Annotated in this window: 18 protein-coding genes; 12 read left to right on the plus strand and 6 right to left on the minus strand. The window is 26.7% G+C overall.

Annotated elements, in window-relative coordinates; genetic code table 11:
* The first annotated feature begins 38 nt into the window (after nt 1–38).
* Nucleotides 39–1,703, plus strand: a complete 1,665-nt coding sequence (locus Q3223_RS07160) for a penicillin-binding protein 2 (protein WP_074178874.1) — start codon at nt 39–41, stop codon at nt 1,701–1,703.
* Nucleotides 1,704–1,798: 95 nt separating this feature from the next.
* Here Q3223_RS07160 and Q3223_RS07165 read toward each other — a convergent pair whose 3' ends face one another.
* Both Q3223_RS07165 and Q3223_RS07170 read right to left on the minus strand, forming a co-directional pair.
* On the minus strand, nt 1,799–2,083 hold the full coding sequence (locus Q3223_RS07165; RefSeq protein ID WP_021383999.1) for a sigma-70 family RNA polymerase sigma factor: 285 nt from the start codon (nt 2,081–2,083) through the stop codon (nt 1,799–1,801).
* 22 nt (nt 2,084–2,105) lie between these two features.
* Nucleotides 2,106–3,623, minus strand: a complete 1,518-nt coding sequence (locus tag Q3223_RS07170) for a recombinase family protein (protein WP_074178875.1) — start codon at nt 3,621–3,623, stop codon at nt 2,106–2,108.
* A gap of 331 nt (nt 3,624–3,954) precedes the next feature.
* Between Q3223_RS07170 and Q3223_RS07175 the strand changes: the two genes are divergently transcribed.
* The 3 genes from Q3223_RS07175 (at nt 3,955) to Q3223_RS07185 (ending at nt 6,022) form a co-directional block, all read left to right on the plus strand.
* Nucleotides 3,955–4,113, plus strand: coding sequence for a type I toxin-antitoxin system toxin (locus tag Q3223_RS07175; protein ID WP_054276265.1), 159 nt, complete (start codon nt 3,955–3,957; stop codon nt 4,111–4,113).
* A gap of 525 nt (nt 4,114–4,638) precedes the next feature.
* Nucleotides 4,639–4,857 carry a hypothetical protein gene (locus tag Q3223_RS07180; RefSeq protein WP_223152567.1) on the plus strand — a complete coding sequence of 73 codons (219 nt, stop codon included), beginning with the start codon at nt 4,639–4,641 and terminating at the stop codon, nt 4,855–4,857.
* Between the two features lie 550 nt (nt 4,858–5,407).
* Nucleotides 5,408–6,022, plus strand: coding sequence for a DUF1653 domain-containing protein (locus tag Q3223_RS07185; protein ID WP_223152566.1), 615 nt, complete (start codon nt 5,408–5,410; stop codon nt 6,020–6,022).
* 134 nt (nt 6,023–6,156) lie between these two features.
* Here the strand turns inward: Q3223_RS07185 and Q3223_RS07190 are convergent, their stop codons facing one another.
* Together Q3223_RS07190 and Q3223_RS07195 are read right to left on the minus strand one after the other, a co-directional pair.
* Nucleotides 6,157–6,969, minus strand: coding sequence for an alpha/beta fold hydrolase (locus Q3223_RS07190; protein WP_223152565.1), 813 nt, complete (start codon nt 6,967–6,969; stop codon nt 6,157–6,159).
* A gap of 3 nt (nt 6,970–6,972) precedes the next feature.
* A complete protein-coding gene (locus Q3223_RS07195; protein WP_074178878.1) occupies nt 6,973–7,614 on the minus strand; it encodes a TetR/AcrR family transcriptional regulator in 642 nt (213 codons plus the stop codon).
* A 247-nt stretch (nt 7,615–7,861) separates the two neighbouring features.
* Between Q3223_RS07195 and Q3223_RS07200 the strand changes: the two genes are divergently transcribed.
* A complete protein-coding gene (locus Q3223_RS07200; RefSeq protein WP_074178879.1) occupies nt 7,862–8,371 on the plus strand; it encodes a VanZ family protein in 510 nt (169 codons plus the stop codon).
* A 239-nt stretch (nt 8,372–8,610) separates the two neighbouring features.
* On the opposite strand, the gene Q3223_RS07205 is transcribed toward Q3223_RS07200, so the two are convergent.
* Entirely contained in the window at nt 8,611–8,787 is a 177-nt protein-coding gene (locus Q3223_RS07205; protein ID WP_054269740.1) for a hypothetical protein, read from the minus strand.
* Nucleotides 8,788–9,271: 484 nt separating this feature from the next.
* Nucleotides 9,272–9,679: a sigma-70 family RNA polymerase sigma factor gene (locus tag Q3223_RS07210; RefSeq protein WP_074178880.1), complete on the minus strand. Its 408-nt coding sequence runs from the start codon at nt 9,677–9,679 to the stop codon at nt 9,272–9,274.
* 475 nt (nt 9,680–10,154) lie between these two features.
* Here Q3223_RS07210 and Q3223_RS07215 point away from each other — a divergent pair, with 475 nt between their 5' ends.
* From Q3223_RS07215 to rnc, 7 genes are all read left to right on the plus strand, one after another.
* Complete coding sequence (locus Q3223_RS07215) at nt 10,155–10,517, plus strand: hypothetical protein (protein ID WP_176702471.1); 363 nt, start codon at nt 10,155–10,157, stop codon at nt 10,515–10,517.
* Nucleotides 10,501–11,184 carry a hypothetical protein gene (locus tag Q3223_RS07220; RefSeq protein WP_074178882.1) on the plus strand — a complete coding sequence of 228 codons (684 nt, stop codon included), beginning with the start codon at nt 10,501–10,503 and terminating at the stop codon, nt 11,182–11,184. The genes Q3223_RS07215 and Q3223_RS07220 overlap by 17 nt, the downstream gene beginning before the upstream one ends.
* Nucleotides 11,185–11,203: 19 nt before the next feature.
* Nucleotides 11,204–11,623, plus strand: coding sequence for a hypothetical protein (locus Q3223_RS07225; RefSeq protein ID WP_054269743.1), 420 nt, complete (start codon nt 11,204–11,206; stop codon nt 11,621–11,623).
* On the plus strand, nt 11,613–12,143 hold the full coding sequence (locus tag Q3223_RS07230) for a hypothetical protein (protein WP_074178883.1): 531 nt from the start codon (nt 11,613–11,615) through the stop codon (nt 12,141–12,143). Before Q3223_RS07225 ends, Q3223_RS07230 begins: the two co-directional genes overlap by 11 nt.
* 311 nt (nt 12,144–12,454) lie before the next feature.
* On the plus strand, nt 12,455–13,012 hold the full coding sequence (gene efp / locus Q3223_RS07235) for an elongation factor P (protein WP_054269745.1): 558 nt from the start codon (nt 12,455–12,457) through the stop codon (nt 13,010–13,012).
* Between the two features lie 91 nt (nt 13,013–13,103).
* Entirely contained in the window at nt 13,104–13,559 is a 456-nt protein-coding gene (locus Q3223_RS07240; RefSeq protein ID WP_054276277.1) for a CD1247 N-terminal domain-containing protein, read from the plus strand.
* Nucleotides 13,560–13,722: 163 nt separating this feature from the next.
* The gene (gene rnc, locus Q3223_RS07245) at nt 13,723–14,433 is read left to right on the plus strand and encodes a ribonuclease III (RefSeq protein ID WP_021383953.1); all 711 of its coding nucleotides are present in this window, start codon (nt 13,723–13,725) and stop codon (nt 14,431–14,433) included.
* Nucleotides 14,434–14,473: the final 40 nt, after the last annotated feature.

Below are 14,473 nucleotides of genomic sequence, written 5' to 3' on the forward strand. Positions count from 1 at the left end.
GAAATTGTCAATAATGAAATTATCTAAGGGGTGATTTCATGTCAAAAAAGAAGACTCCATTTTTGAAAAAAGTGGGAAAGAGAAGCTGGTATATATTTACTATAATTTTGATAATTTATAGTGCTTTAATTTATAGACTAGTTGATATACAAGTATTAAAAGGTGATAAATACAAACAGAGTGTAGAATCGCAAAGTGTTGAGAAAGTAGAGTTAAATAGTGGAAGAGGAATAATTTATGATAGAAATAACAAAAAACTTACAGATACAAGTAAAACTCAGGTATTGGTGGTTGAAAAGGAAAAATTAAATAATAACTATAAGATTTTAGAGCTGGTTAAGAAGGCTACTAAGATGAAAGATTTGGATATATATAAAGCTATACAAGAACAATTAACACATCCTATAATACAGATTCAGGCTAAAGATATCGATAATAGAATGAAAAAAGAGCTTGAGAAAAATGGAATAATGATAGAAGAAAAAACTATGCGATATTCAAAAGATGGTTTATTGTCACATACAATAGGATATATAAAAGAGGATGATAAGTCAGGACAAGCAGGAATCGAGAAAAGTATGGACAGTGTGCTTAGAAATTCAAATGAAAAGTATATAAGTGCTTTTAAAGCTGGAGATGCAGGAAATGAAAAATCTCTAAACATACTAAAGGGAAGTGTAAAAACTATTGATGATAAGGCTAAAGATAGACATCTAAAAACTACAATTGATTATGATATTCAGAAAAAATTAGAACAGATACTAGATAAAGAAGAAAACCCTACAGCAGTGGTAATTTCAGAAGCTTCTACAGGTGAAATTCTTGCAATGTGTTCTAGACCTAATTTTGACCAAAATGATATATCAAAAAGTTTGAAAGGAAAAAATGGAGAATTTGAAAATAGAGTTATAAAGGCTACATATCCACCAGGGTCTGTATTTAAGATGGTAGTTTTATTTTCTGCACTTGAAAATGGTGTTGTAGATGAGAACTATACTTATAACTGTACAGGAAAGACTAAAGTTGGAAATACTAATGAAATATTACGATGTAATAAAATAAATGGTCATGGTTTCCAAAATTTAAGACAAACTTTTTCTAATTCATGTAATCCTGCATTTTTAGATATAGCTATGAAACTTGGCAAAGAAAAGATACTTAAATCTGCTGAAAGACTGCATTTATTTGAAAAGGTTGATATTGGTCTTGATGAAGAAAAAGTTAGAGAAGCTCCCAAAAACATATCAATACGAAATTTAGCTATAGGACAAGAAAATATAGAATTTACACCACTTCAAATAAATCAAATGACTCAAATAATGGCTAATAATGGAACATTCAAACCATTATATTTATACAAAAGTCTTGTGGATAATAATATGAATACAATAAAAACTTATAAGTCTTCAAAAAAGGAAGAACTGATTTCTCCTTATGTGTGTACACAAGTTAAAGAGATTATGAAGTCTGTGTCTAAGGATGGTACAGCTAAAGACTTAAAGGATTTAGAAGGTGGATGTGGAGTTAAAACTGGTACAGCTCAAAGTAGTTTAAATAAAAAAGCAATAGACCATGGATGGATAACTGGATTTTATCCTGAAGAAAGACCTAAGTATGTAATAACTGTGTTAGTAGAAGGAACTCAAAAAGGAAGTAAATCTGCAATACCTATATTTAAAGAAATATGTGAAAGCATACAATAAAATTATATATTATAAAGTTTAAGGATATATCGTAATTTTTAGATTAAAGACTATGTCTAATACTATTACGATATATCCTTTTAAAAATTATAATATTAACTTTCTTGAACAAGCTCTTTTTCTAGTTTTTTAAGAGCTTTTTTTTCGATTCTAGATACATATGACCTCGATATATCGAGTTTTTGTGCAATTTCTCTTTGCGTTTTATACCCATAAGGAGTTAACCCATATCTTAACTGTACAATTTCTCTTTCTCTAGGAGTAAGAATTTTGTTTAGTTGCTCATAAAGTTTTCCGACTTGAACTTTTAGCTCAACCTCATCAAGAACATGGTTAGCTTCTGTACCAAGTATATCTAAAAGACTTATTTCATTACACACTACGCTTTATATGTTATTGATATCACTGCTTTTCATATAATTTCAGATGGACTGTTAACTCAAAGGAATCTAGTTTTTGTTCTTTAGATTTGTAATAAACAGCTCTATCAATGACAGATTTCAAAAGTTTATTTTTTCCAAGAGAATCTGAATCATGATAAAGAGATAGAACTGTTTTAATATCTTCTATCATTTTTGAAGTATCTTTTTTAACTATATCTAATTTATTTTTTAGTGTTTCTATTGAAATTTTAATTTCTTCAGTTCTTGAATCTATATTATTAGACCTATCAATAAATGTATCTTCATCATATATGCCACGTTCTAATAAATCATACAACTTATTTTTTTGTTTTCCTAATTCTTTTAATTCAGTTTCTAAGCCTTTCAATACTCGTTTTTGAAATTCTATATTATTATCAGTATTACTTTTCTTTAAATCTATATCAGATATTCTTAACTGGTATTTTTTTACTGCATCTTCTAATGACTTCAAAATAGCAGATTCAACAAATTCAAAGCGAGAACTCTTATTACAACCAGGATGATAACAAATTATATAATCATGGTCTGTATATGGTCTATATACTAGAGGTCTACCACAGTTTTTACAGATTACTATGCCTGCAAGTGGATTCTTTATTTGATTACCATAACTAACATGACCATTTTTATTAAGTATATTCTGAGCTTTTTTCCAAACCAATTCACTTATTAGAGGTTTATGTTTACCTTTCGCTTCAATCCATTCGTCTTTAGGTCTTAATTTAACTGTTTTCATTTTATTTGGATTTTTGGATTTTTTATAATCTTTCTTTCGCCATTGTATATAACCACAATAAACTTTGTTTTTTATTATATTTGTTATTGCAGAGTTATACCAACTAGCACCTGTAGCAGTTTTAATTCCTAGATTGTTTAGATATTTAGATATTTTACTACAACCCATATCTTCATTAATATATAGGTCAAAGATAGTTCTAACTACATCAGCATCTTTATTTGGTACAAGAATTCTTTCTTTTCTACCTGTAGTTACAGCGTCATATCCAAATGGGGCAGAAGTACCTATAAAATTTCCTTCCTCAACTGATTTTATTCTTCCTCTTTGCATTCTTCTTGATATAAGTTTTAGTTCTTTTCTTGCCATAAATGCTTCAAATTCTGAGTATTCTTCATCAAATTCATCTGTTAAGTCATACGTTTTTCTAGGTGTTATAATTTTAGTTTTACTTTCTTTAAAAGTTTCTAAGATTATACCTTGGTCTTTCATATCTCCACGACCAAGTCTGTCTAAATCCATTACTAATACTGAATCATATTTATTTTCTTCAACTTCTTTTAGAAGTTCAATCATTTTTGGTCTATGTATTATACTTTCTCCAGATACCAGTTCTTCTTTTATTTCGAGTACATTTAGATTTTGGTCTTTTGCTAGTTTTAATAGAGTTGATTTATGTCTGCTTAGAGTTTCAAATTCTCCTTGCTTTTCTGCCTCTTCATCAGCACGAGATTTTCTTAAGTATATAGCAACACTCATATAAGTAATCACACTCCTTAAATATAGTATATTAGTTATATAAGGAGATATTTCATGTTAAGCAAAATTAGTTAAGATTGTAAAAATAGTATTAAAATATCGCATGAATTGATAGCATATGTTGGTATAGTCTAAAGTTTACTTATAATATTTGCTGTAAAGCCATTATCCGCTCTAGTCAGTTATTACCTTAAACAGGTGTTTTTAATTATATAAGTTACCAGAATATGTTATAATAATTCTAGCAAGAAGTTGTAACCTACAATCTAAGAGTGGAGTTCATACAAACAAAGGATTATTCTCCCCATTTTAAGAAGGGAGGTGATTATGTATGGATAATTTTTTACTAAGTATATTAGCCAGTATTATGGCTAGCTATATAGTTTACTTGATGAGTAAGTTATTTAGAAAACGTAAAAAACCACTCAAAGCTGGCACTAAGAGTGGTTGGGAATTTGACTTTAAAATCAAATTCCATAAGTTTAAATAATTTCTAGTTTTTTAATCACGAACTTCACTCTACACCACATAGATTGCAGTTCTTCTTGCTTTTATTATATCACAAATTGGTATAAATATTCAAAAATAATAATTTTACTACATAGTAAAAGTATATAGTATAGTTTTTATACCATTAGTTCTCCTAGAAATTTGTTCTTTTCCTTCACCTATTAAAGTGACTATATCTATAAATATTAAGTATCCTTTCATTTTTCCATAATATTTCTCACTCATGTATTATTTTGTTATTATTAAGCTCTGTTTAATACATTTATCTGTTTTAATTTAATAACATTTCTTTCTCAATATCCACCAACTCCTGCAAAATAAGGTTACAACATAAATTGAATACAATGTATCTATGATTGTAGTGATTGTTCATAGTACTATATTTCTAATTTTAAAATCTAAATTAAGATAGTAAATACATGTCAAATTAAAATTCTAAAAACAAGATATATATTGAGTATAAGACAAGTATATGAACTCATATTTTATAACAAGGGGTGATATTGTGAAAATACTACAACAATTTAAACCATTTAAATATGATACAGAAAAAGATATAGAGTATGATGAAAAGATTATAGCTAATCAAAGTACAGAAGTCTATATAATATATCCGCGTATTTCTAATGAAGAGAATAAAAGAAGATGGGAAGACTTTGATGCTGTAGCTAAAGAAGTAGCCATTAATATATCAATGAAAAAAGCTGAGACAGTAGAATATTAATAAAGTATAGAAGTTGCTACTATTTAGCGCTTCTTTGGCATAAAGTTGGACAAGTATTTTTAAACAACTAGGATATTAATTTACTTAGTTGATATAAGATAAAAGCGAAGAAATTTAAAAGGAATTTTTATTTTATAAAAATAATTGAATCTATAATTATAAAAGAATTTATGATTCATAGTTAATGTTAGGTTATGAAATATGTAGAAGATTTAATGATAGCAATAAAACTTGAAGAAAACTTGAAGTGTAAAAAGCTTATGTAAGATGTATTATAGAAGTTGAATCATGACAATTGTAATATGCAAAAAAAATGAGCTTGTATATTATTTGCCATAAATATTGGATATATATTCTAACTGTGAGAAGAATTTTACTGAAAACATATATCATATTTGTAGTAACAAATAAAATTATAATCAATAGGTTAATGTGTTATTTAAATATTAAAGGAGTTTTATATAAGATATATTAAATAATTGAAATTATAAAGATACTAGTTAAAAAAATAATATGAATATGAAATGGGTGAATTAGGAGGATTTAAGTAGTGGCTAAAAATGAGTTATTATTAGAGTTACATAAAGTTTTATATAAAATAGAGAAACACTGCAATGATTTTATGAAAAAATCAAGAAAAGGAGATAATCTAAACTGTAGTGATTGTGAATTTTATATAAATAACTATGATTTAAATAATAATAGTTGTTTATATAAAGATATTAAAAATTTTAAGGTATTTGATACTGTAGATATAATGGTTAAAGCTTTAGACATGAAAGTATCTAAGGAAAGAAAAGTGAAATATCCATATATATATAAGCATTTTAAAGGTGGTTTTTATGTAACTATAGGAATTAGTAAGCCTGTTGCTTATTTTGAACTTAATAAATCATTGTTTGAAGTTGATAGTTATTATTTGGTAGCAGAAAATGGATTTAATGCAGTACATACTGAAACTAATGATATTGTGATTATATATAAAGACTCAGATGGCAATTTCTATCATCAAAAAGAAATAGATTGTGAAGAACTAGTGATTTATAAGTCTTTATATAGTGGAACTGGAGCATTTGCAAGGCCAATAGATATTTTTCTGTCTAAAGTAGATAAAGAAAAGTATCTTAATACAGCACAAGAGTATAGATTTGAGGAGTTTGAGTAGTTAACTATGATGTTTCTACTAAGGTCATATTGATACTGTAAAAAATTGTAGAATATACTATCAACTTCAACAATAAAGTATGTTTTACAAAATGCCGTAAAGCCACATAAATACTAGGTCTATGTGGCTTTGTCTTACTTCATTAGAAAGTTTAAAACTCGATTATTAAAGTCTTTTGCCTCTTCATAGGTGGCGTGGCCAAGACCTTTGTATAGAAATAATTCACTATTCTTGATTCCTTCTGCTAATTCTAAAGATGACTTTGTCCCTACAATACTATCATTGTCGCCTCCAATAATTAAGGTTGGAGATGATATTTTATCCAATTTAGAATAGGAATTATGCTCAATACATGAAGTGGCTTGTATAAGAAATCTTCTAAAATCTTTTGGTTTGCCAATATTTACAAGAAGCGGATAGAAAAAACGATATTTTTTTAAATATTTTTCTGAGTATGATTTTTCTGCTATGTCAATAATTAGACTCTTATAATCACTTTGCTCTGCCATCTTCATCCAACTACCAACGACTTCTTGTATGGTTTCATTTTGTTTTGATGAGGTAACCACCAGCATAAGTTTATTAACTAAATCTGGATAATCGGCAGCAAGATATTGTGCTATCATTCCACCTTGAGATACTCCCATAATATCTGCCTTTAAAATCCCAAGAGTTTTCATGACTTTTGCTTGGTCTCTAGCCATATCTCTTGTAGAATAACCTTCTTTCAAACAGTTTTTTCTGCTGAACATATACACCTTAAACTTTTGAGCAAATTGCTTATAACTCAATGCAAAAGCGATTGCCTGTATCTGCCCATGAATTGGGGAAAGTCCATCCCCCAAACCTGGCAAGATAATCAGTGGTTTTTGGCCTTTTCCAAACTCAATATAATTCACTGTTTCCTTGTCTACTACTACTTGATGGAATCGAGAACCATAAAACATATTTTACACCTCTTTCTTTTCACTAATAAGTCCACATTTTAAGATTGTTATGTGGTCTGTAAGGCTATTAACATATTCCTGTCGTATATTATCAATATTTGTATTGTCTTGTATCTGAATATGAGATAAAAAATCCTTATTAAACCCAGTTAAAAACCATTTTAAAATATCAATACTCTTTTTCTTATCAAATCTAAGTACTGATGTGTCTACATCATACAATAGCTTATAATAAATGCTTTGGCCTTCCAGGCCATACTGTGCTTCAACTTTTTGATAGATTTCAGTATTACTTTTGGTAAATGCAGTAGCAATCAATTTATATTCATTAGGGTGCTTAATATACCAATCAAATTCCAATTCTGAATATTTAATGATTCTTTCGAACAACTCTTTTGGAAGAAAATCTATTTCCTTTGCTAAACTCACAATAAGCTCTTGTGTAACAGAATCGAGTATATAGAAGTACAATTCATCCTTATTTTTAAAGTATTTGAAAAGACTTCCCTTGCTAATACCTGCATTTTGGACAATTCTATTTGTTGAACTATTTTCATATCCATATTTAGCAAATTCATCAATACTAACCCTAGTAATCTTGTTACGTTTTTCTTCACCTAGTTCAAGAAATATATTAGTAGGCATAATAACTCTCCTTTTTAAATGACCATATGGTCACTGATTAGTTTTAAAGTGGTGACCATGTGGTCACTATAATGAGTATATCCTGTATATATTTTTCTGTCAACATACTTTAAAGAAAATCTATCAATGTGTAAATAGTATGATTCATGTAATTTTATAAGGACTAAATAAAGAGTTGACATACAAATTGTATTACTATATTATTGTATTAAGAACTTAATACAGTAGTATGATAAGGAGGCAATGAATGAAAGCTAGAAAATATAATATTACAAAAGGATTGTTTATAGTATATATAATCATTTTGACATGGATAATATTATTTAAGATGCAATTTGATATTTCATCACTTGAAGCAATGAATCTTAGAAATATAAACTTAGTGCCTTTTGCTAGTTCGCTTATAGTTAATAATAGAGTAGACATATCAGAGATTATATTAAATGTAGTTGTATTTGCACCATTTGGGATATATTTATGTATGTTAAAAGAAGAGTGGAGTTTTATAAAAAAGGTTGTACCTATTTTTTTAGCAAGTTTAGTTTTTGAAACACTTCAATATATATTCGCAATAGGTGCAAGTGATATAACCGATTTGATAGGAAATACATTAGGAGGAATAATAGGAATAGCAGTTTTTGTGTTATTGTCAAAAATATTTAAGGACAAGGCAATAAAAATAATAAATATACTAGCATTGATTGTGACAGTTGTTGTGATATTATTTTTAGGATTGCTTATTATTACAAACTTATAAAGCCAATTAAAGTGTATATTAATAATGATGATGTGATTAATAAGGAGTAATAATAAACTTATAATAAATAGTAAAATACAATTGTATAAGAATTTAATTATAAATAAAAGCACATTAAATGGCGTGGGTCCAGTTGAATATCGTACTCATGCCATTTAATGTGCTTTTTATAGTATTTACTTGATAGGGTCATATCTATATATAGGTATTTTCATAAATTATCATGGAAGTATTATATCTTAAAAATTTTGGATATTTAATTCTTGATTTTCTTTTGTCTTTTCTAATAAATCTAAAGCACAATTAATACAAACCTTGATGTCTGCACTGGTACTTTTATCATAATAAGTTATATATTTATTTCTATATTCATCTATTTCTTTTCCACAACAACTACATAATACGATTACGCTCATATTTTAATTCCTCCGTCTCTGATTATTCTTAATATATTCAATAGTGTAATTTTTCTGAAAATAATAATTGTTAAAACTCTATCAACTTGACCTTTATTTTCTTATTATAATGCATTTTAATAAAAAAATAAAGGCTATATATAAAATATTTATAGAAAAAAGTATAATATGGAATATTTTATAAAATTTTATTATTTTTTATAATAATAAAATATACATTAATATCCATAAAATGACAAAGATGAAAAAACTATTAAAATAGAATATTTTTAGTTTTAATATAAAATACTTGTTTGCTATATGTATAACAATTTATTTAAGAGTATGATTTGGGTATTATATAGTGGTAAGGTAATACCTAAAAAAATTAGCTGATTTAGTTAGATTTTTAAAAGATTAAAAAATATATGCTTATACTTAACAATATAATTGATATGTATTTTTGTTTGATATAATTAAGAAAAAATTTTGATATGAGCTTATTTTACACAACAGAGTAATACATATAAAGAGTAGTATTTATTTCATTACCTTCTTTATCTGTTCCGATAGGGTCTTGTAGAGATACTTGAGTTTTATTTTTTTTGTTGGATCTAATATTCATTAAAATCTCATTTTCAATACATCTAGAAGCATATGTTGCTAATCGAGTTCCTTTATCTATGTTATAAGTTTCTATAGCTTTTATTAATCCTATTGTACCTATGGATATTAAATCATCTTGGTCTTCCGTCGAATTATTATATTTTTTTGCTATATAAGCTACTAATCTCATGTTTCTTTCAATCAATGTATCCTTTGCACTTTTATCATTTTCTATTTTAAATTTAGTTAAATACTCAATCTCTTCTTCAGGGGTTAAGGGTTTTTCAAAAGATTTAAGAGCTGCCAATAGGTCACCCCCTTTTCAACGGTCACTTTAAATTATATGAAGAAGACTTATCCAAGTTGACTGTTATCTAATAAAATAATATGTATACTTTTAGAATTTAAAACATATATTTACAAACTTTTGACCATAATATAACATAAAAAATGAGAACTTAAGTTTAAATTTTTGTTGTATATATATGAAACAAGACGAAGGAATTATTAACTTATTCAGTATAAATTGAAATTTAAATGTCAATAAATATAAAAGAGAAAGGATTATAAACAGTGAAACAAAGTTTTTCACTAATCATGCATAATTGTTTATTTGGATGATATTGATTACAAAGCTAGATTAGTAGGGGTAGTTAATATTATTAAAAATGAAGGTGGTGTACTAAAATGAAAAAAATTATATAAGATATTTATAAAGAAAATTTATAGTTAAATTTTTATATACTTTTTATATACAAAAAATTATTGAGAGGTTTTTATTATTGAAAACAAAAAAGAATGGTTTTATATCAATCGAATGTATAATAAGTATTGCTATATTATATGTTACTGTTTATTTAGTGTCGACATCTTTATATAGTTGCTATAGTTTTGTATGTAGAAATGCATCTGATAGAGAAATGTTAAGCACTGTAAAAAAATATATGGAAGATGAAAAGTACAGAATAAAAAATAGTAAATATGAGTTGATTGAGAATGGAACAAATAAAAATTACATAAATGGATATGAAGTTATCAGTACAGTAAAACAAATTTTAGATTATTATCAATGTTATGAAATAAATATAGAAATAAAAAATAATTTTAAAAAATTGAGGTTTACTAGTTATGTCACTAGACAATAGAGGTTCTATATTAATAATGACATTGATAATATTTTCTATTATAAGCACTGTGTGCATTATGTCTATAGGATTAATTTATACACATAATAATATATATGAGTTAGAATGTAAGGACATTCAATTAAAAGAAACTTCTTTGAGTGGAATAGAATTATCAATAAGTAATGTATATTCTTGTGTAAAGGAAGCTATTAATATATCAAATAATGAAGACGAATTTAAAACATATTTCTTAGGAAATAATATGATTAATTGTATAAAAAAAATAAAAGATACATCTTATAGCAACTTAGACAAAGTTTCTTTAAAGGTAGAGAATAATACTATATATGATAGAGGAGATTTTTTTGAATTAGATATAACAAGTACAGTTAAAGAGAAAAACTTTTTAAAAGTCATAAAAGTGAGGGTGAAAATTAAAAATCCATGGGTAGGGATTGATATTGAAGATTATATGGATGAGTCTCATAGTAGGGTATTTAATGAATATAAGCTACTTGAAGAAAATGAAATCTTAAATGAATTTGAAGATGCGAGTGAAAATATGAATAATCAAGAACGTGAAGAGTCTACAGACGAAGAAATTAAACAAGATATAATTGAAAATATAAAAAAGAATTTTGATGAAAAAAATTTAGTACATGTGTATAAGTATAGAGGTGTATAACTTTGAAAAAAGAAGGAATGTGACTGTAGTAGAATTAGTGGTATCTATTAGTATAATATTATTGATAGCTACATTATCGTTTCCAAAAGATAATCTTGAAAATCAAAAGATAAATTTATTTGCACATCAACTCTGCTCAGATATAAGATATGTTAGAAGAATTAATATGTTTAGTGATTATGATACATATATATATTATATAAATCAAGATAAACAAGAAGGATATGTATTGAGAAAAGATGGTAAAAATGTTAAATCTATAGTACTACCTAAAAATGTAAAGATAGCAAGAAGTATAGATATAATAAAATTTAAATCTGATGGCTCACCTCAAAAAGCATCTACAATAGAGATATATAATCATAGACTAAGAAAAACTATAACAATAACACCTGTAAGTGGAAGAGTACTTCTGAAAGAGGGAAAATATGAAACGTAAACATGGTTACTTACTTTTAGAAAGTATAGTATCATTAGCTTCAATTGTAATATTGATAATGGTTTTATATTCTGTATTTGTGATTACAATAAATTTAAAACTTAAAATAGAAGATAACATAGAATTACAACAACAAAGTCTTGAAATTGTAAAATCTATGGAAGGAATTATTAGTAATTCTATGGGAATAATAAATCTATCTAATAATGAAGAAAGTTTTAAAAGAACAACATCTATAAAATGCAGATATGTGGATGAAGGTTTAACTGATAATGAGGAATATATAAGTAACAAAGAAATTATATTAAATGAAAGAAGAAATAAGCTATTTGTAAATTCTTTAAATGGTGAAAGTAGTCAAGCAGGTGGTTATGAAATTGGAGATTATGTAGATGAAATGTATGTGTCGATATCAAATAATGGCCAATATGTTAATATAAAATTGAAATTATCAAAACGTAGTCAAAACTATGAAACTAAATTCAAAATAAAAATATGGAATTTTAGTGAAAGCATATGAAAACACATAAGTTTGAGAAAAAGAAATAACATCAATAAATCATATAAAGCGTAATTATTGAGAACTATATAATTAAATAATATCAATATATAAAATGTATAGACTAAGATTGTAGAGGAGAATAATAAAAATATAGAATAAGTAATTTGCCAAATACTTGTTTATATTGTATAACTTATGATATTATGATATTAGTAAAAATTTGTAATCCTGACTTGACAGAATTCAAGTAAGAGATATAATTTTAAAGGCATAGTAATGTAAAATTTACTAAAAAATAAGAAATTTATTTTAATATGGAGGAACAAGAAATGGTATCAGCAGGTGATTTTAGAAAAGGTGTTACATTTGAAAAAGATGGACAACCATGTTTAGTAGTTGATTTTCAACACGTTAAGCCAGGTAAAGGAGCTGCTTTCGTTAGAACTAAATACAGAAACTTAAAAACAGGAGCTATAAGAGAAGAAAGTTTCAATCCAAGTGAAAAATTCCCTAAAGCTGTTATAGATACAAGACAAATGCAATATCTATACAATGATGGTGAGTTATATTATTTTATGGACCAAGAAAATTTTGAACAAATACCATTAAACTATGAGCAAGTTGAAGATGCAATTAAGTTCTTAAAAGAGAATGAAGTTGCTACAATAAGATTTTATCAAGGGCAACCATTCCAAGTGGAAGCTCCAAACTTTGCAGAGTTAGAAGTTATAGATACAGAGCCTGGTATAAAAGGTGATACAGCAAGTAATGTAACTAAAGCAGCTACAGTTGAAACTGGAGCAGTTGTTCAAGTTCCATTATTTATAAATACTGGAGATAAAGTAAAGATAGATACTAGAACAGGTGAATATTTATCAAGAGTATAAAACTTTATGTATATAAAAGCTTATATGTCTTAATAATATAAGATATATGAGCTTTTAGTTTATATATAAAAAAGAAAGCGAGGGGTGTTACATGAAACATTTATATGAAGAAGTTGCATACTTAAAAGGCCTAGCAGAAGGACTAGAAATAAGTGCTGAAAGCAAAGAAGGGAAAATGATACATAAAATAGTTGATGCATTAGAAGTATTTGCAGATGCTATTGTAACATTGGATGAAGAGCAAGAAGAACTTCAAGATTTTGTTGAATCTATAGATGAAGATTTAGCAGATTTAGAAGAAGAAATCGCTGACATGGAAGATGATCTTTATGAAGATGATGAAGATGATGACGATGAGGACTTCAGCTATATAGAAATGGAATGCCCAAATTGTGGAGAGTTAGTAGAAATAGACGAAGATTTATTATATGATGATGAAGTGGATGTTGTTTGTCCTGATTGTAAGGCTGTAATATTATCATCAGAAGATGATTGTGATGATGATTGTGCATGTGGTGGTTGTTCAAGTTGTGATGATAGAGAGTAAAAATTCATAAGAAATAAAACTGCCTATGATGCCTATGAGATAATTTTGTTTCATAGGTAGTTTTATTTTTATGAGGAAGGGTATTGTGTATTTTGGTTTTGCAATACTTGGACAAAAATAGTACACTAGAATTTATAGAATAGGATTTTGGAGGGATGTAGTTATGAAAATAAGTAAAAAATTACTAGATAATATACAAAGATTTGAAAATGTTATAAATTATAAATTTAAAAATAAAGAATATATACTAGAAGCTCTTACTCATAGTTCATATTCTAATGAAAATAAAAAATATAATTTTAACGAAAGATTGGAGTTTTTAGGGGATTCAGTTTTAGGTATAGTGATAAGTGATTATTTATTCAATGAAGAAACTAATCTACCCGAAGGGGAACTAACTAAACTTAGAGCAAATATAGTTTGTGAAGATTCATTGAGTGAAGTAGCTAATGATATAAATTTAGGTGTTCACATGTTATTAGGCAGAGGAGAAGAGGCAACTGGAGGAAGACATAGAACTTCAATACTAGCAGACGCATTTGAAGCTGTAATAGCTGCGATATATCTTGATGGAGGCTTTGAAAGTGCAAGACAGTTTATACTGAATTATATGGAAAATATAATTTATGATTCAAGAAAAGGAAATATATTCAGAGACTATAAAACACATCTTCAAGAAGTGTTACAAGGGAATGGCGAAAATAATATTTGGTACAGGCTTATAGAAGAAAAAGGGCCAGACCATAATAAAAGATTTGTAATGGAAGTTGGAATCAATGAAGATGTTCTGGGTATAGGAGAAGGTAAGAGTAAAAAAGAAGCTGAACAATTAGCTGCTAAAGTAGCTTTAAAGAAAAAATTATGGGAAAAATAAATGTAATATGTAAAAATATAAAAAGAAATATTTATATTAG

The organism is Clostridioides sp. GD02367, assembly GCF_045900275.1.
Lineage (GTDB): Bacteria > Bacillota > Clostridia > Peptostreptococcales > Peptostreptococcaceae > Clostridioides > Clostridioides difficile_A.

Bases quoted from the DNA above. Each gene is read 5' to 3' on its own strand.
- Q3223_RS07160 (WP_074178874.1), top strand. From the start codon at position 39: ATGTCAAAAAAGAAGACTCCATTTTTGAAAAAAGTGGGAAAGAGAAGC.
- Q3223_RS07170 (WP_074178875.1), bottom strand. From the start codon at position 3,623: ATGAGTGTTGCTATATACTTAAGAAAATCTCGTGCTGATGAAGAGGCA.
- Q3223_RS07175 (WP_054276265.1), top strand. From the start codon at position 3,955: ATGGATAATTTTTTACTAAGTATATTAGCCAGTATTATGGCTAGCTAT.
- Q3223_RS07190 (WP_223152565.1), bottom strand. From the start codon at position 6,969: ATGTTTTATGGTTCTCGATTCCATCAAGTAGTAGTAGACAAGGAAACA.
- Q3223_RS07195 (WP_074178878.1), bottom strand. From the start codon at position 7,614: ATGCCTACTAATATATTTCTTGAACTAGGTGAAGAAAAACGTAACAAG.
- Q3223_RS07200 (WP_074178879.1), top strand. From the start codon at position 7,862: ATGAAAGCTAGAAAATATAATATTACAAAAGGATTGTTTATAGTATAT.
- Q3223_RS07205 (WP_054269740.1), bottom strand. From the start codon at position 8,787: ATGAGCGTAATCGTATTATGTAGTTGTTGTGGAAAAGAAATAGATGAA.
- Q3223_RS07220 (WP_074178882.1), top strand. From the start codon at position 10,501: ATGTCACTAGACAATAGAGGTTCTATATTAATAATGACATTGATAATA.
- Q3223_RS07230 (WP_074178883.1), top strand. From the start codon at position 11,613: ATGAAACGTAAACATGGTTACTTACTTTTAGAAAGTATAGTATCATTA.
- efp (WP_054269745.1), top strand. From the start codon at position 12,455: ATGGTATCAGCAGGTGATTTTAGAAAAGGTGTTACATTTGAAAAAGAT.
- Q3223_RS07240 (WP_054276277.1), top strand. From the start codon at position 13,104: ATGAAACATTTATATGAAGAAGTTGCATACTTAAAAGGCCTAGCAGAA.
- rnc (WP_021383953.1), top strand. From the start codon at position 13,723: ATGAAAATAAGTAAAAAATTACTAGATAATATACAAAGATTTGAAAAT.